This window comes from Waterburya sp., assembly GCF_058530065.1.
Window position 1 is genome coordinate 1 of record NZ_JBZNBU010000070.1, and the last position, 16886, is coordinate 16886.

Consider the following 16886-nt stretch of genomic DNA (forward strand, 5'->3'; position numbering starts at 1 on the left):
ATAAGTAATAAGTAATAAGTAATAAGTAGCTACGCTTTGCAATTAGCAATCAACAATTAACAATCAATAATCAACAATTAACCAAAAAATGAAAACTCCCCTCTCTTGGTTACAGTTAACTCACGAAAAAGCTCGCTTATTAATTGCTTTGGCAGGTATTGGTTTTGCTGATATGTTAATGTTTATTCAATTAGGATTTCAAGCAGCATTGTTTGATAGTAGCGTTACTTTTCACAAAGCACTAAAAGGAGACATTTTTTTAATGAGTCCCCAATCCGATGCTTTAGGCTTTACAGAGCCTTTTTCCGAACGTCGTTTGTATGAATCTGCGGCGATTGATGATGTAGAGTCGGTAGTTCCTGTTTATCTTAATTATGGTTCTTGGAAAAATCCCGTCGATCGCAATACTAGAACTATTTTAACTATTGGTTTTAATCCTGCTCAAAACCCCGTAAATTTTCCAGGTATTAAAGAGAATATTGATTCGGTTAAACTGCCCGATGTCGTTTTATTTGACGATCGCTCTAGGGCAGAGTTTGGGGCAATTCCTGATTTGTTAGCAGAAAATAGTACAGTTAAAGCCGAAGTTTCGGGACGCAAAGTAACAGTAAGAGGTTTATTTACTATGGGTGCTTCTTTTGCTGCCGACGGCAATATTATTACCAGCGATACTAACTTTTTGCGTATTTTTCCCGATCGCCAGAAAGGATTAATTGATGTGGGGATTATTAATCTTAAACCTGGGGCGAGTATCGAACAGGCAAAGGTAACTTTAACAGCAAAATTACCTCAAGATGTGGAAATATTCGATCGCGAAGAGTTTATTCAAGAAGAAATATCTTACTGGCAAAATGCTACGGCGATCGGCTTTATTTTTAGTTTGGGTACGGCGATTGGTTTTGTAGTAGGAATAGTCATTGTTTATCAAATTCTTTATACCGATGTGGCCAATCATTTACCTGAATATGCCACCCTCAAAGCAATGGGTTATAAGGATTCTTATTTTGTAGTTTTAGTTTTTCAAGAAGCAATAATTCTAGCCGTACTCGGTTTTCTTCCTGGTTATTTTATTGCGACGGGATTGTATAGCCTGGCAGCAGGTGCGACAGCCCTACCTTTGGCTATGACTGGCAGTAGAGCGACTACGGTATTGATTTTAACTATTATTATGTGTTGCGTTTCTGGTAGCGTGGCAGTCAGGAAATTAAGTGCAGCCGATCCAGCGGATATTTTTTAGTAGTTAGTAAAAACTGTCTAATTAATTAATAGTAAAATCTACATTGAACGAGCGATAAAGTAATTTCTACGATAGTTTTGGGAACATTAATAATGGCTTCTGAGTTATTGAACCCTGGTGGTTTATTTACTTTAGATCCTAGCTAATCCAAGAATTTAAGCTGGTTTTACCATTGTAAGTTAGATGAAAAAAAATATTGATGAATCTCAATCAGATTGGCAATTATCCCTACCGAATTGGTCAATATTGATTCTATCGGTATTAGTTTCTGCGATCGCGTCAACTACTATTTTTCAAGTTAACCAATGGGCAGAGCAAAGTTCTAATACCAAAATTCTTATGCTCAATATGAAAGAACAATTAAGTCGCCTTAATTCTTTAGAGTGGGAAGCAATTGCCAAGAAACAGTTAGATGATAATGTTAGTGAGGAATTGGCAGAAAACCAAGCAGATATCAACACCGTACTCGATCGAATTCGCCAAATAGAACGGCAAGATCCATACTTCAGTAATTTTTTTACTCTTTACAATCGCTATAACACCGAAGTAAATCGAGTATTGGAGTTAATTGCGGCGGAAGAAACAGAGGAATTAGTATTTATTAGCGCGGAAGAAATAGATGAACTCTATGACGAGCTATATGAAGAGATTGCCAATCTAGAAAATATTTATACAGATCGAGAACAACAAGCCAGAACCATAGCTAGTTTGGGAACTAGTTTATCTCTATTGTTCGCTGGTTTAGCTTTAGGGTGGCTATTTTGGCGGTTTAACACAGAGTCTTTGAAAAAAAATCAAGAGTTAGCAACGGCACTAACCAAACTTCGGCAAACTCAAGGAAAGTTAATTCAACAAGAAAAGCTGGCTGCCTTGGGACAGCTAGTTGCAGGAGTTGCTCACGAAATCAATACTCCTCTGGGTGCAATACAAGCATCTGCCAACAATACCACAAAGGCTTTACAAGAAACTTTATTAGAACTGCCACAACTCAATCAACATCTCAACTCCACCGAGCAACAGAGCTTTTTTGAATTATTGACTCACTCCTTAAAAAGTAAGCCTATTTTGACTTCGGGTGAAAAACGTCCTCTTAAAAGAAAGCTAACTAATATCTTGAAGGAACAGGACATTGATAATGCCAGAAACGTAGCCGATCTCTTAATAGATATTGCCGTTATCGGAAAAAAGGAAACCGAACTTTCTGATAGCGAGGCAGAATTTGAGCGGTTGATTATGGTTTATTTACCCTTACTACAACACTCTGAAGTTAACTGGATTTTGGATCTGGCATATAATTTAACCCGTTTACTAGGAAATAACCGCACCATTTTAGCGTCAGTCAAAAGGGCTTCTAAAGTAGTCTTTGCCCTTAAAAACTATGCTCGTCAAGATCGCAGTGGTGAAAAACAACTAATACAGGTAACCAGTGGCATAGAAACAGTATTAGAAATTTATCACAACCAGATTAAAAGAGATATCGAGATCGTTCGCAATTATCAATCCGTACCCGAAATCTTATGTTACCCCGATGAACTAATTCAAGTCTGGACTAATCTAATTCACAATGGAATTCAGGCTATTGAAAAACAAGGCAAAATTGAAATTGCTACTAGTCAAAAAGATAACGGCGTTATGGTAGAAATCACTGATTCTGGGAGTGGCATTCCCCCAGATGTGCAAGATAAAATCTTTGAGCCGTTTTTTACTACCAAACCAATGGGAGAAGGAAGTGGCTTGGGTTTACACATCTCTCATCAAATTATTGAAAAGCATCAGGGCAACATTAAACTTGAAAGCGAATCAGGGCAAACTAAATTTATTGTTTGGCTGCCAATTAACAATTAATCAGAGAAATTATTATGTATAGTGCTGCAATACTCTGTGTTGACGACGAAATAGTCATTTTAGAAAGTCTTAAAGAACAACTCAAGCGTTGTTTTGGCAATCGCTATATTTATGAAGTAGCCGAAAGTGCCAGTGAAGCCTGGGAGGTAATTGAAGAATTACAAGAAGATGAAATCAAAATTTTAGTTATTGTCTCCGATTGGTTGATGCCAGGAATAAAAGGAGATGAATTCTTAATTCAGGTTCATCAAAAGTTTCCTCAACTGATGACGATCATGCTGACTGGACAGGCAGATGAGAGTGCGATCGAGCGAGTGAAACAACAAGCCAATCTCTATGCTTGTTTTTACAAACCTTGGCAAGAACAAGAATTGTGTCAAGCGATCGCCTCAGCCTTGGAGTAATTGATGAATAGAGCAGCAATTATCTGTATTGACGACGATCCCGTAATTTTAAATAGTTTGGGAGAGCAGCTAAAACGCAATCTGGGCAAGAACTATGATATCGAATTAGTTGATAATGGAGTAGAAGCGATCGCTGTTTGTGCAGAATTAGAAGCAGAAGGAATTGATATTGCTGTAATTATTTGCGATCAAATGATGCCCACAATTACAGGCGATCGACTGTTAATTAAACTCCATAAATCCTATCCTCAAACTTTAAAAATTCTGCTGACAGGACAAGCTGATGCAGATGCGATCGGAAATCTGGTTAATGCTGCTGCTCTTTATCGTTATCTGACTAAACCCTGGAATGAAACCGATCTAATTTTGACCGTTAAAGAAGCTTTGAAACTCTATCAACAAGAAGTTCACCTAGCCAATCAAAGTGAAACTTTAATTGAGATTAATCAACAATTAGAAAACTTAATTTCTTTGCTACAAGCTACTTTGGATGCTACGGCAGATGGTATTTTAGTTTTAGATAATGAAGGTAAGGTTGTCAATTACAATCAAAAATTTGTCGAAATTTGGCAACTACCTGTAACCCTCAAAAGATATGACGAACAAGTTTTTAATTTAATTATTAGAGAACTTGTCGAACCCTATGCTAGTAATTTAAAAGCAAGACGTACCGAATTTGCTCAAAACACTTACGATCTTTGGGAACTAAAAAATGGCAGAATTTTAGAGTGTTATTTTCAAGCACAACAACTGCAAACGCAACAAGTTGGTCAGGTCTGGAGTTTTCGAGATGTTACTCAACACAAAAAGGCTCAAGCATTAATTCAACATCAAGCTTTTCACGACTCTTTAACCAATTTACCCAATCGAGCATTTTTCGATCGAGAACTGACTAGAGTTTTAGGACAAGCCGACTGTAACCATAAAATGTTGGCAGTAATGTTCTTAGATCTCGATCGCTTCAAAGTTATTAATGATACTTTGGGTCATGCTATAGGAGATCTGTTACTGCAAAACGTAGTCGAACGACTCAAAAAATGTGTTAGAGAACAAGATATTATTTCTCGCTGGGGAGGTGATGAATTTACTCTATTATTGCCTGAAATCAGTAACCGAGAAGATGTTAGTGAAGTCGCTCAAAGAATTTTAGAAACTTTTAAAGTCAGTTTCAATTTAGCAGGACATCACCTACACATCACTAGCAGTATTGGAATTGCCGTCTTTCCCGAAGATGGTACTGATGCTGATAGTTTATTGAAAAACGCTGATACTGCTTTGTATTGGGTTAAAGAAAAAGGTCGTAATGATTATCAACACTACAACCTAAGTTTCCATGCTCAAGCTCACGAACTGCTAAACATAGAAAATGATTTGCATCATGCTTTAGCCAACCAAGAATTTACACTTTATTATCAACCCATCATTGAAGTGGCAACTAACAAAATCATCAAAATGGAAGCTCTACTTCGTTGGCAACATCCCCAACTGGGTTTAGTTTCTCCCGATCTATTTATTCCCATTGCCGAAGAAAATGGTTTGATAATTGCGATCGGAGAATGGGTACTACAAACTGCTTGTAATCAGGCTAAAGCCTGGCAAAAAATGGGTTTTACCTCATTAAAAATTGCAGTTAATTTATCAGCACGTCAAGTTTACAATCACGATATAGTACGAACTATTAACCAAGTTTTACAAACGACTAAATTAGCTCCTCAAAGTTTAGAGTTGGAAATGACCGAAACCGCCACGATGCGAAATACGACTTTAGCTAAGGAAATACTATCAACTCTTGATGGGATGGAAATTTCTCTATCTATGGATGATTTTGGCACGGGCTACTCTTCACTAAGCTATCTGAGAGATTTTCCTTTTGATACCCTTAAGATAGATCGCTCTTTCACGATGGATTTAATCGTCAATTCTGATAACTTAGCTATAGTTAACGCTATTATTGCCTTGGGAAAAGGTCTGAATTTACAAATTGTTGCTGAGGGAGTGGAATCTAAACAGCTTAAAAATCTATTAGAAACACTTAACTGCGGTTATATGCAGGGTTATTTTTTTAGTCCCCCATTAAACGTAGTAGACGCAACTAATTTACTTCTAGATGTAGACTTTTAGACAATAATGTTGACTGGCGATCGCAATATTTATTTGAATAAAAATAATTATTTGAACTAATGAATATAACCCAAGCTATTCCAAGTAAACCCCAACCATCTATCGATACAGTAGTTAACATTGAAAATCTTAGCCATTTTTTTGGTGAAGGAAAATTAAGAAAACAGATATTATTTGATATTAATTTAACTCTAAAATCGGGAGAAGTAATTATTTTAAAAGGACCTTCAGGATCGGGGAAAACCACTCTTCTAACATTAATGGGAGGCTTGCGATCGGCACAGTCGGGAAGTTTAACAGTCTTTGGCGAAGAATTGGTAGGAGCGAGAAAAAACAAACTAGTTCAAACTAGAAAAAATATTGGTTATATTTTTCAGGCACACAATTTATTAGCATCTTTAACTGCGAAACAAAACGTACAGATGTCTTTGGAATTGCACGATGGAATCAAACGCCAAGAAATAGAGCAAAGAGCAATTTCTTTACTGTCTGCTGTTGGTTTGGAAGAACACATCAACTATCATCCCCAAAACCTTTCGGGGGGACAAAAACAGCGGGTTGCGATCGCCCGTGCTTTGGTATCTCATCCTAAAATGGTACTTGCAGACGAACCTACCGCAGCTTTGGATAGTAAATCGGGCAGAGATGTGGTGGAATTGATGCAGCAGCTAGCTAGAGAACAAGGCTGTACTATCTTAATCGTGACTCACGACGATCGCATTTTGGATGTTGCCGATCGCATTATTGAATTGGAAGATGGCAAAATTACTTTAGATACAGAACAGTAGATCTTAATACTATATAACCAGTCAAATACTACTTAAAGAAACCATGTTTTATGGTTCGGGATCGATTAATGTTGAGGTTAAAAGTCTTACTAAATCGCAGGTTAGGCAAAAGTTTGGTAAGTTGATTATTAATAAAACAACTGGTTATACTGCTAGGTGGCTATACAGATTATTAAAGGAGTACTGTAATTAATTATGAACAGTGAAGGATGTTTGAGAGTCGGGCAAGAAGCACCCGAATTTACAGCTACTGCTGTTTTCGATCAAGAATTTAAAACTGTCAAACTGTCTGACTATCGCGGTAAATATACCGTACTATTTTTCTATCCTTTAGACTTCACTTTTGTCTGTCCTACTGAAATTATCGCATTCAGCGATCGCTATGAAGAGTTTAAAACTCTAAATACTGAAATTTTGGGCGTATCCGTAGATAGTGAATTTTCTCACCTAGCTTGGATGCAAACAGACCGTAAAGAAGGCGGTATTGGTGATATTGCTTATCCTTTGATTTCTGATATCAAAAAAGAAATTAGCAATGCTTATAATGTCCTAGACCCCGAAGCTGGTGTTGCTTTGCGCGGACTATTTATTATCGATAAAGAAGGCGTAATTCAACACGCTACGATCAACAATCTTTCCTTTGGTCGCAGCGTTGATGAGACTTTACGTACCCTGAAAGCAATTCAGCACGTACAAAATAACCCCGATGAAGTGTGTCCTGCGGGATGGGAAGAAGGAGACAAAACTATGAATCCCGACCCTGTTAAATCTAAAGTTTATTTCTCTTCTGTAAGCTAGTTTTATCGAAGATGATTCAAATTTAAAATTAATTATTTTTTGTTTGGTAAAGGCAAGTTGCGATCGCAATTTGCCTTTTTTTAGCGGGCTATCTTATATCAGTCAATTTAGGAATAGAAATAATAAAGCTCCTGCTGCTTTTTCTTGTCTGGCTTGTCTGGCTTTTACTGCGCTTTTCACATGGGTAGATCACATAATTAAACTTTAAAAACTAAGAACTAAGAACTAAAAACTAAACTACTTTAAAATCCTAAGTCTGCTTTGGCTACTTCTGCTGCTGCGTAGACTTCTTCACTAGGCATATCTTCCCAATCAGTACAGCCGATTTCCTGATAGAATTGAGCGTCGTAGGCGCGGGTACGGACTACTACAGGCATGGGTACGGCATGACCTAAAATTAAAGCCTGTTGTTTGGAATCTAGTTTGGCTAAAACTGACTTGAGACTCGCACCGCCAGATACTCCCGTGAAGATAGCATCGATATCTTTTTCGTCGTTGAGCAAGCAGGTTACCCTAGTACCGATTTGAGACATTACTTCATTATCAATACCAGAAGGACGCTGATCTACCACTAGTAGAGTAACAAAATACTTCCGCATTTCGCGGGCGATCGTACCGAAAATAGTTTGATGGACGATACTAGAGTCTAGGAAACGGTGTGCTTCTTCAATGGTAATTACTAGCTGGCGGGGTTTGTCTAAAGGGTTTTTAGTTTGCAGAAAGCGATCGGCTTTTTTAACATAGGTAGCATGAATGCGACGGGTAATCATATTGGTTGCCAGCATATAAGAAAGCATATTCGACTGAGAGCCAAATTCAATGATGACGTTTTTACCCGAATCCAAATCTTGAATTAGGCGATCGATATAGTTATGGGGGCAAGCAGAGCGAATATACTTGAGGGTATCGAGGCGCATTAATTTACGTTGTAGGGAAGAGATCGAACCCTGGTGTCCTTGTTTGGCTTCGCAAAAGATTTTGATATCTTCATTGGTCATATTTACCAAGCGCATAATCCAAGATTTACCGTATTCGTTGTAGAGAATATTGGCATTATCCATTGCTGCTTCTGACAAACCCAATTCCGAAGAGACTAGCTTGAGGTCTTCAATCTCGATTTGGTCGTAACTGAGAAAAAGCTCTTGAGCATCCCGCACTCCTCGACGTTTGGTAGATTCAGGATCGAGGGTATACATGATTACTTTCCCTGGAAATAGCTGGCGCAAACCTTTAACGGTACTTACTTGTTTGCCTTCTTTCATCGCTTCCCAACCATATTCCGAGTGCATATCGAACATGAGGTTGACGGCTGCATCCTTGCGAATTACCCCAGATAATAACAGGCGGGTTAAAAAAGATTTCCCCGTACCAGATTTACCAAAAATACCGTTGCTTCTTTCCACAAAGCGATCGAGATCGATACAGACGGGAACATCCATATCTAAAGGTTGACCTACAGAAAAATTACGCCGATAGGGATCGTCTTCCCAACCAAAGACGCTGCGGAAATCATGTTCTGTGGCTTCGTATACCTGGCTAAAATGGGCTGGAATAGTTTTAACTGGTAACAATTCCAGATCCGTACTGGTTTGAGCTTGTAGAGATGCCAAACTAGTATCCTTGGGAGTATCGATAGGCAAACTGGAAAAGTCGCTTTTGGTAGCAGTGGGAGTAAACATCAACATAGGGGATAATGCTACCGTGCCATAAGTTCCACTCCCCGCCAAAACATCCCGTAAAAAAGTATCTTCAATTGGGGGAGGATTGGCAATAATGCGATCGCTCGAACAGCCTAGAGTTACATCGGTCAGCAAACAAAAGAAACGAGATCTGATCCCTTGCACGACTAAAAACTTGCCGACTCGCATATCTTCCACCGAAATATCGGGGTGCAATCTAATTTCTAAACCTTTGGTTAAAGAACCTTGAATTACTGAACCTAGAGGAATTTGCGAGTTCATAGGGTGTTGATTATCTGTATGGTGTTGAGATAGGAAATTTAATTGGCTGGAAAATGTTTAGTCCCAAGAAAGAGGTAATTTTTCATATTTTTGAACTAACTCGGGCTTATTCCGCTAATTTTAACAACTCTTTGATTATTAGGCAGATCGAATTTTGGGAGCATCAGTATTTAGATTAAAGATTAGTTACCCATTACCCTCAACATTATTCGATAAAATCTGGAGCATTAGCAGGGATCATTTTTAGGTCGCCACAGTCTCTAGGATCTACCGCTACTTTGATACTGTAGGGGTGTTTAATTTCGGGATGAAAGTAAGAACTATAGTAAAAAACATTATGAACTTGGGCAAAAGGGACGCTCTCGGGGTCAGAAATAGCATGACGGGCAATCAAACAAGTGCGATCGTTAGGGGTTAATTGTTCGAGAAGTTCGGTTTTGACAGTTTCTTGAAGATAGGGTTCAAAATTATTAAAAAATGGTAATAGATAGTAATTATGAATTTTGATGGCAACGGCAACAAAAAATAGCAGACAGACTAAGCCTAAATATTTTGCTTGCAACCATTGAAGAGTCGTTTTTCCCCAAGTAGAAACTAAATGTAAGTTTAAAGAAACTAGAACAATCATCCAGAACATAAAGTATCGCAATTCATGGGACTGGGGAAAGTTAGCAGGGACGAGAGACATGAGCAACACTAGGATGAAAGCCGTCTTCGCTGGGGTAGTCTGGGAATCTCTTAACTGTTTGTTTGGCAGTCTTTCCAGAATAGTTAAACCGACTAATAATAAAAAATTGAAGACTACATAAGCCCCAAAAAAACCACCACCTCGGTCGAGCAAAGTTTCGTCGCCTCCATTCCATTGATCCGCCGTCCAGTCTGGAGTTTTAATTTCTAAGATGGACTGCAACCACTTTTGAGGTCGATTGCCTTCGCTATAGGTATCTGGGGTTAATTGATGATTGAGAACAATGCCTGCAACTTCTATTCTGATCGGGTAGAAAGGATTGCCATACAAAGCGACATTTTTAATTGGAGTAGCAAAAATTAAGACAGAAGCTAAAATCGCCCAAGGAACAATCCGTCCTAATTTGCGTCTAGAGCGATCGACAAACTTAAAATAAAGCCAACCTAATCTGATTGCTGCAACCCAATAAATTAAAAATACCAAAGGTTGCAATTGGGGTTTGGTATTTGCTGCTGCTGCTGCACTCAAGACAAGAATTAGTAATGTTTGTTTGCTGGGTAGTTGAGACTGTTTGAACAGGAAGTAAACCATCATCATTGAAATGGATACGGCTACATTCCCTGGCAGATCCACAAAACTAGTGGCAGAATGAGTCAGCACCGTAGGAATAGTAAAAATAGCAATTACGGAGAGATATAGAGGGACTTGAAAATATTTTTTGAGGAATAAAAAATAAATTAGCAAACTAAAATAGCCAACAAGATTGGTAGCTTGAATCCTTCCCGTAATTTTCCACAACATACCTTGGAAAAAATGCGCCAATAAGGGAAAACCATCATAACGATGTTCGATTAAATTCTCTGAAAGATATTCATTTTCAGGAATAATTCCCCAAATTCTGGCAGCAAAGGGTAAATGATACCAGCCAACATCATAATTTGTGTCTATATCGATGATTGCTTTGAGAAAAATAGACAATAATATGACTATGGCGATCGCACTAAGAATTATTTCTATCACCGATCTTTTACTATTAGGCACGGAATAATTTACTACCAATCTAATTGACTAGATTATTTTAAACTTTTATCTCCACAGTCAAAAAATCAGTAATTCTATCGCTGTAATTCTAGTCCCCAAGATTACATACTATTGATTGCCGTTGATTATTAATACTCGATCGCCAAAGGAGTATGGAGTGAAGCAAAAAGGAAAGCCATCCCCCCTCAAAACAACTAAGAAAAATCAAACCAGTCGTAAAACCCCTACTTCGGGGAAGAAACGCAGTTTATTTAAGCTCAAAAATCAAAGTCTCTCTAAATCGAAAAAAGTAGCTAAATCTCATAGTCGAAAATCTGTACTGGAAAGTATTCGCCAAAAGAATCCTCAATTTAAACCAGAAGTTAAACTCAGGAATGTTACGAATAAAGCAACTAAACCCAAGCATCCTTTATTTATTGTTATCTGTGCAATCACGATTATTGTTGGACTCAGCACTATTTTAGGCACGACCATCTCAATTGCCGATTCTGTTTCGACTCAAATTCCTGCTCAGGAAAAAACCTTAGCTAAAAGCCAACCTAAAAATCTCCAAAATCGAGCCAAACTAGAGTATCTTTTGAATTTTGCTTCTTTGGGAGAAGAAATAAACCCCTTAAAATCTCAACTACAAGCTCTAGCTAAAAAATATCCTTCTTTGCAACCTGAAGTTTTTCTTGTAGATCTCGATACCAAGGGATATGTCAGCGTGGGGGGGCAAAAAGCAATTTCTTCCGCTAGTACGATTAAGTTACCCATTTTAGTCGCTTTTTTCCAAGATGTAGACGAAGGTAAAATTCAGCTAGAAGAAGAACTAATTATGACCAAAGAGTTGATCGCAGGGGGATCTGGAGATATGCAGCATTCCCCACCAGGAAGCAAATATTCGGCTTTAGAAACTGCTACCAAAATGATTGCGATCAGCGATAATACTGCTACCAATATGCTAATCGATCGCCTGGGAGGAATAGAGGTCTTAAATCGTCGTTTTCTGACTATGGGATTAACCAAAACCAAGTTACGCAATCCCTTACCAGACTTGACAGGAACTAATACTACCAGTGCTAAAGATTTGGGCAATCTACTCTTGAAGATCGATCGCGGAGAACTGATTTCCTTGCGATCCCGCGATCGCTTGCTACATATTATGAGTAATGTAGAAAATGACACCCTTCTCCCTCAAGGATTGGAAACTAATGCGTTAATCGCTCACAAAACAGGAAATATTAAGTCTGTATTAGCCGATGTCGGCACGATCGATATGCCCAATGGCAAACGCTATATCGCCTCGATTTTAGTCCAACGCCCCGATAATGCCTATGAAGCTCGAGAGTTTATTCAACAAGCTTCTGGAGTGGCTTATCAATATTTTAAGGAATGATTTATAGCAGTCAAGGCTTCGGTTTTTGTTGATAGTTGATAGTTGATAGTTGTTAGTTGTATGAACTCACTACTCCCTACTCCCTACTCCCGTACAGGCGATTCGCGAATCGCCCCTACCCGTACAGTCGTTTCATGAAACGACTGTACTCACTGCTGGGTACTACAATAGTTCTTCTTCGGTTGAGCATTTTCTCAACTTGCTGATAATTGACCAAATCTCCTGTGTTTAAAAATATTTCTCTAGATTTATATTGTAACTTTCAGAATTAAATGGCGTAAAATCTTCAGGATTATTTGGCGCAATACAAAATAACTGCTGTAAAATAATTGAGTTAGGCTGTCGCAAAACTTGAGAGATTCTTCAGAACAGTTAATCAACTATTGTTAGCCAAATTACCAGGCTATGCACCACCAGGACATAAATCACCCAATCCAGTTCTAGATTTTAATCAACTCGAACGAGAATTTGAAAGCTTTTTACTGCAATATCATCAAACAGAACACAGCCAAACTTCTGAAGCTCCACAAAAACGCTGCAATAAAGGGGGATTTCTCCCACAACTGCCAGAATCAATCGAAAAACTAGATCTGCTACTGCTGACTATTAGAGATACAAGACGTATTCGACGAGACGGCATTATAAAAAAAGCAAGAATTGCTGAGTCTTATTATTCAGAAGGAGTGCCAGTGAACGAAATTGCCAAGAGCTTGAGTATCTCTAAAGCTACACTCTATAAATATTTGCGGTTTCGGGGTGTGGAAATTAGTCCCTATGGAAAGCACTCGTCTTGAATTCTGATTCATTTGAACCTCTACTATAGTTATAGTAACTGGCGCAACTATAATCAAAATCTCTTAATATAGAAAGAAACATATCAATAAAATTTGATGCAACAAGTTATCAATCAAAACTCTACTCACATCTGGGCTGGTTTCCGCGCACTCTCCGACCCTCTAAGGATTCAAATCATTGAACTCCTGCGTTCTCAAGAGTTGTGCGTCTGCGAACTATGCGAACAACTTGAAGTGAGTCAATCCAAGCTATCTTTCCATCTTAAGAACCTCAAAGAAGCTAACTTGATTCGTTCTCGCCAACAGGGTCGTTGGATGTACTATAGTCTCAACTTGCCTCAATTCGTTGCTTTAGAGCAATATTTGGCTGAATATCGACGTTTAGACGATATTTTACCAGCAAGAAGCTGTAAGTAAATTTTGCCTTTTTATCGAGTAGACAAACATCAATCTGTTCTAATTCCAATATAAACAATATAAACAGATCGCACCTGGCAGACATATCAATATTTTTTGATACATCAAGTTTATTTGATGTATGATAAAACTACTCCTTCAATTTTTATTAGTGGAGTAGATAGATATGAATGTTCGAGATAAAACACCTTTAAAGTCTCTCCAAGCTTTAGCAATAGGATTGAGTACGGCATTAGCTGCTATTTCAACTCCCCTATTTGCTCAAGAGACACCATCGATCGCAATAGATGGATCTAGTACCGTGTATCCCATTACCAAAAAAATAGTTGAAGACTATCGGGCTAGTGCAAAGAAACCCGTAAATATTGAGATTGAATTTTCTGGTACGGGCGGTGGTTTTGACAAATTCTGTAGTGGAGAAACCCAGATTAACAATGCTTCCCGTCCAATTCAGGTTGACGAGATGGAAGCCTGTAAAGAAGCGGGGGTGGCATATATAGAGCTACCCGTAGCCTTTGATGCCCTAACTGTGGTTGTCAATCCAGCTAACGATTGGGTCGATACCCTTACCACTGAAGAATTAGCCATGATTTGGTCGCCCGATGCTGAAGGTAAAATTACCAATTGGAATCAGGTCAGACCGAGTTTTCCCGATCGCCCGCTTAATCTCTATGCTCCTGGCGAAGATTCGGGGACTTTTGATTATTTTACGGAAGCCATCGTCGGCGAAGCAGGGGCTAGTCGTAGCGACGTTACCGAGAGTGAAGATGATGATGTTCTAGTAGCAGGAGTGAGTCAAGACCCCAACGCCCTTGGTTACTTTGGCTTATCTTACTACGAGCAAAAAGCCAATGACATGAAAGCGATCGCCGTTGATAGTGGTGAAGGAGCAGTTTTACCTTCAGTAGAAACAGTCGAGCAAGCGCAATATCAACCTTTAGCCCGTCCATTATTTGTCTACGTTAATGCTGCTGCTGCTAGAGAAAATGATGCTTTAGTGAGATTTACCGAATTCTATTTAGAAAATGCTCCTAATGTGATTAGCGAAGTTGGGTATGTTCCTTTACCCGAAGAAGCTTATCAAATTAACGAAGTAACTTTTTATCGAGGAGAAGTAGGAACTGTTTTTGACGGTCAATCTCAGTTTAATGTCACTATACCCGAACTGTTACGCAAACAGGCTCGATATTAATTTAATTGTTAAGTAAGCAATGCTATGAATCCAGAAAATCAACCAATCAATGCCAAAGCCGTTCAAGCTGGCGGTCAATTAAACTTATTTGAGAAATACCTGACTGTATGGGTAGCTCTCTGTATTGCTGCGGGAATTGCTTTAGGGAAGCTATTTCCTAATGTTGCTCAAACCCTGGATTCGATGAGCGTTTATAACGTTTCGATTCCTATTGCGATTTGCTTGTTTTTCATGATGTACCCCATCATGGTTAAGATTGACTTTTCTCAGGCAAAAAAGGCAGCAAAATCTCCCAAACCAGTTTTGTTAACCCTAGTAATTAACTGGCTAATCAAGCCATTTACAATGGTAGCGTTTGCTCAGTTTTTCTTGGGTTGGTTATTTCAGTCTTTTCTAACTGAAACAGAGTTAATCAGAGGGGTAGAGGTTACTCTGGCTAATTCTTATATTGCAGGAGCTATTTTACTGGGCATTGCTCCCTGTACGGCAATGGTCTTGATGTGGGGCTATCTCTCCTATAGTAACCAAGGGCATACTTTGGTGATGGTAGCGGTAAATTCCTTGGCGATGTTGTTTCTCTATGCACCCTTGGGTAAATGGTTGCTTTCAGCTAATAATCTCACCGTACCCTGGGAAACTATAATATTGTCGGTTTTAATCTATGTTGGTTTGCCACTTTTGGCGGGAGTCCTCAGCCGTTATTGGATTCTCCACAATAAGGGTAGACGTTGGTTTGAAGATAAATTCTTGCATTATCTTTCTCCAGTAGCGATTCTGGCTTTGCTATTAACCTTGATTCTCTTGTTTGCCTTCAAAGGAGAATTAATCGTCAATAATCCCCTGCATATCTTATTAATTGCCGTCCCTCTATTTTTACAAACCAACTTAATCTTTTTAATTACTTATGTTGCAGGTTTAAAACTGGGACTAGATTACGAAGATGCAGCCCCCGCAGCCTTAATTGGTGCGAGTAACCATTTTGAAGTAGCGATCGCCACTGCCGTAATTTTATTTGGTTTAAACTCAGGTGCAGCTTTAGCAACAGTAGTTGGTGTACTGATTGAAGTACCAGTAATGCTGATGTTGGTGGAATTTTGTAAGCGTACTGCTAATTGGTTTCCCCGACATCCCGAAAAGGCGACCTTACTCGACCCTCGTTGTGTAAGTCCCTATAGATAAATAATCCCTTTTGAGTAATTGTTATTTACTGGAGGTATCCTTATGACTGCCCTGAAAGCTCATGTATCTTTAAAAGTTAGCAATCTAGAACGGTCGGTAACTTTCTATCAGGCAATGTTAGGACTTAAGCCTGTTAAATACAAAACTGACTATGCCAAGTTTGATTCGGACAATCCACCCCTTAACCTTACTTTAGAAGCGAGTTCTATTGTAAATTCTGGAGGAACATTATCCCACTTGGGGATACAGGTAGAAAGTTCCGCAGAAGTCAGAGATGCGATCGCTCGTTTTCAACAGATAGGATTAGCAACTTTTGAAGAGAAGGATCGAGACTGCTGCTATGCCCTACAGGATAAAGTTTGGGTCGCTGACCCTGACGGTACGAGATGGGAAGTATTTGTGGTTAAGGTGGCAGATACTACCCCCGAAACTAATCGCCAAATTACGCACAACCTTGTTGTAGTTAAATAAATTAAACGTATTTTTGTAAATTCAGAATGACCAATTTCGACCATCCACCGAGAATTCTATTTTTGTATGGCTCGTTAAGAGAGCGTTCTTACAGTCGCCTGTTAGCAGAAGAAGCAGCCCGCATCATTAGCGATCTGGGTGCAGAAGTTAAATTCTTTCATCCCCACGAACTACCTTTACGGGGACAGGTTGAAGAAACCCATCCCAAAGTGCAGGAGTTAAGAGAACTAAGTCAGTGGTCGGAAGGTCAGGTGTGGTCTTCTCCCGAAATGCACGGCAATGTGACGGGCATTCTTAAAAATCAAATCGACTGGATACGATTAACTATTGGTTCGGTACGTCCAACCCAAGGTAAAACACTGGCAGTGATGCAGGTTAGCGGTGGTTCGCAATCGTTTAATGCAGTTAACACTCTGCGGATACTGGGGCGGTGGATGCGGATGTTTACCATTCCCAATCAATCTTCGGTAGCCAAAGCCTATCAAGAGTTCCATGAAGATGGGACGATGAAAAATTCTCCCTATCGAGACAGAGTAGTAGACGTGATGGAGGAACTGTATAAATTTACCTTG

The 16886-nt window shown here is 39.0% G+C and carries 15 protein-coding genes; 13 read left to right on the forward strand and 2 right to left on the reverse strand.

The genetic code is table 11. The features are described 5' to 3' along the window. The first annotated feature begins 88 nt into the window (after nucleotides 1–88). From devC to AC33VI_RS04660, 6 genes are all read left to right on the forward strand, one after another. A complete protein-coding gene (gene devC, locus AC33VI_RS04635) occupies nucleotides 89–1237 on the forward strand; it encodes an ABC transporter permease DevC (protein WP_491781098.1) in 1149 nt (382 codons plus the stop codon). A 183-nt stretch (nucleotides 1238–1420) separates the two neighbouring features. After that, the gene (locus tag AC33VI_RS04640; protein ID WP_491781099.1) at nucleotides 1421–3082 is read left to right on the forward strand and encodes a sensor histidine kinase; all 1662 of its coding nucleotides are present in this window, start codon (nucleotides 1421–1423) and stop codon (nucleotides 3080–3082) included. 14 nt (nucleotides 3083–3096) lie between these two features. Next, nucleotides 3097–3486: a response regulator gene (locus AC33VI_RS04645; protein WP_491781100.1), complete on the forward strand. Its 390-nt coding sequence runs from the start codon at nucleotides 3097–3099 to the stop codon at nucleotides 3484–3486. A 3-nt stretch (nucleotides 3487–3489) separates the two neighbouring features. Beyond that, nucleotides 3490–5607 carry an EAL domain-containing response regulator gene (locus AC33VI_RS04650; protein WP_491781101.1) on the forward strand — a complete coding sequence of 706 codons (2118 nt, stop codon included), beginning with the start codon at nucleotides 3490–3492 and terminating at the stop codon, nucleotides 5605–5607. Nucleotides 5608–5666: 59 nt separating this feature from the next. Then, nucleotides 5667–6395, forward strand: coding sequence for a DevA family ABC transporter ATP-binding protein (locus AC33VI_RS04655; RefSeq protein WP_491781102.1), 729 nt, complete (start codon nucleotides 5667–5669; stop codon nucleotides 6393–6395). Nucleotides 6396–6590: 195 nt separating this feature from the next. Next, nucleotides 6591–7193 (forward strand): peroxiredoxin, encoded by a 603-nt coding sequence (locus AC33VI_RS04660; protein WP_491781103.1) that lies wholly within the window; start codon nucleotides 6591–6593, stop codon nucleotides 7191–7193. Between the two features lie 242 nt (nucleotides 7194–7435). Here the strand turns inward: AC33VI_RS04660 and AC33VI_RS04665 are convergent, their stop codons facing one another. Next, on the reverse strand, nucleotides 7436–9154 hold the full coding sequence (locus tag AC33VI_RS04665; RefSeq protein ID WP_491781104.1) for a helicase HerA domain-containing protein: 1719 nt from the start codon (nucleotides 9152–9154) through the stop codon (nucleotides 7436–7438). 205 nt (nucleotides 9155–9359) lie between these two features. Continuing rightward, nucleotides 9360–10862: a hypothetical protein gene (locus tag AC33VI_RS04670; RefSeq protein ID WP_491781105.1), complete on the reverse strand. Its 1503-nt coding sequence runs from the start codon at nucleotides 10860–10862 to the stop codon at nucleotides 9360–9362. A gap of 178 nt (nucleotides 10863–11040) precedes the next feature. Between AC33VI_RS04670 and AC33VI_RS04675 the strand changes: the two genes are divergently transcribed. The 7 genes from AC33VI_RS04675 to arsH form a co-directional block, all read left to right on the forward strand. Beyond that, nucleotides 11041–12261 (forward strand): serine hydrolase, encoded by a 1221-nt coding sequence (locus AC33VI_RS04675; protein ID WP_491781106.1) that lies wholly within the window; start codon nucleotides 11041–11043, stop codon nucleotides 12259–12261. Between the two features lie 383 nt (nucleotides 12262–12644). After that, nucleotides 12645–13055 carry a helix-turn-helix domain-containing protein gene (locus AC33VI_RS04680; RefSeq protein ID WP_491781107.1) on the forward strand — a complete coding sequence of 137 codons (411 nt, stop codon included), beginning with the start codon at nucleotides 12645–12647 and terminating at the stop codon, nucleotides 13053–13055. 96 nt (nucleotides 13056–13151) lie between these two features. Further along, entirely contained in the window at nucleotides 13152–13472 is a 321-nt protein-coding gene (locus AC33VI_RS04685; RefSeq protein ID WP_491781108.1) for an ArsR/SmtB family transcription factor, read from the forward strand. A 166-nt stretch (nucleotides 13473–13638) separates the two neighbouring features. Next, nucleotides 13639–14664, forward strand: coding sequence for a PstS family phosphate ABC transporter substrate-binding protein (locus AC33VI_RS04690; protein ID WP_491781109.1), 1026 nt, complete (start codon nucleotides 13639–13641; stop codon nucleotides 14662–14664). A 24-nt stretch (nucleotides 14665–14688) separates the two neighbouring features. After that, nucleotides 14689–15843, forward strand: a complete 1155-nt coding sequence (gene arsB, locus AC33VI_RS04695; RefSeq protein WP_491781110.1) for an ACR3 family arsenite efflux transporter — start codon at nucleotides 14689–14691, stop codon at nucleotides 15841–15843. A 42-nt stretch (nucleotides 15844–15885) separates the two neighbouring features. Further along, nucleotides 15886–16314 carry an ArsI/CadI family heavy metal resistance metalloenzyme gene (locus tag AC33VI_RS04700; RefSeq protein WP_491781111.1) on the forward strand — a complete coding sequence of 143 codons (429 nt, stop codon included), beginning with the start codon at nucleotides 15886–15888 and terminating at the stop codon, nucleotides 16312–16314. Between the two features lie 26 nt (nucleotides 16315–16340). After that, nucleotides 16341–16886: arsenical resistance protein ArsH (arsH, locus tag AC33VI_RS04705; RefSeq protein WP_491781112.1), on the forward strand; the 546-nt coding region annotated here is incomplete at its 3' end.

Excerpts from the sequence above, each read along its gene's own strand:
- devC (WP_491781098.1), top strand. The coding sequence starts at position 89 with ATGAAAACTCCCCTCTCTTGGTTACAGTTAACTCACGAAAAAGCTCGC.
- AC33VI_RS04640 (WP_491781099.1), top strand. The coding sequence starts at position 1,421 with ATGAAAAAAAATATTGATGAATCTCAATCAGATTGGCAATTATCCCTA.
- AC33VI_RS04645 (WP_491781100.1), top strand. The coding sequence starts at position 3,097 with ATGTATAGTGCTGCAATACTCTGTGTTGACGACGAAATAGTCATTTTA.
- AC33VI_RS04650 (WP_491781101.1), top strand. The coding sequence starts at position 3,490 with ATGAATAGAGCAGCAATTATCTGTATTGACGACGATCCCGTAATTTTA.
- AC33VI_RS04655 (WP_491781102.1), top strand. The coding sequence starts at position 5,667 with ATGAATATAACCCAAGCTATTCCAAGTAAACCCCAACCATCTATCGAT.
- AC33VI_RS04660 (WP_491781103.1), top strand. The coding sequence starts at position 6,591 with ATGAACAGTGAAGGATGTTTGAGAGTCGGGCAAGAAGCACCCGAATTT.
- AC33VI_RS04665 (WP_491781104.1), bottom strand. The coding sequence starts at position 9,154 with ATGAACTCGCAAATTCCTCTAGGTTCAGTAATTCAAGGTTCTTTAACC.
- AC33VI_RS04685 (WP_491781108.1), top strand. The coding sequence starts at position 13,152 with ATGCAACAAGTTATCAATCAAAACTCTACTCACATCTGGGCTGGTTTC.
- AC33VI_RS04690 (WP_491781109.1), top strand. The coding sequence starts at position 13,639 with ATGAATGTTCGAGATAAAACACCTTTAAAGTCTCTCCAAGCTTTAGCA.
- arsB (WP_491781110.1), top strand. The coding sequence starts at position 14,689 with ATGAATCCAGAAAATCAACCAATCAATGCCAAAGCCGTTCAAGCTGGC.
- AC33VI_RS04700 (WP_491781111.1), top strand. The coding sequence starts at position 15,886 with ATGACTGCCCTGAAAGCTCATGTATCTTTAAAAGTTAGCAATCTAGAA.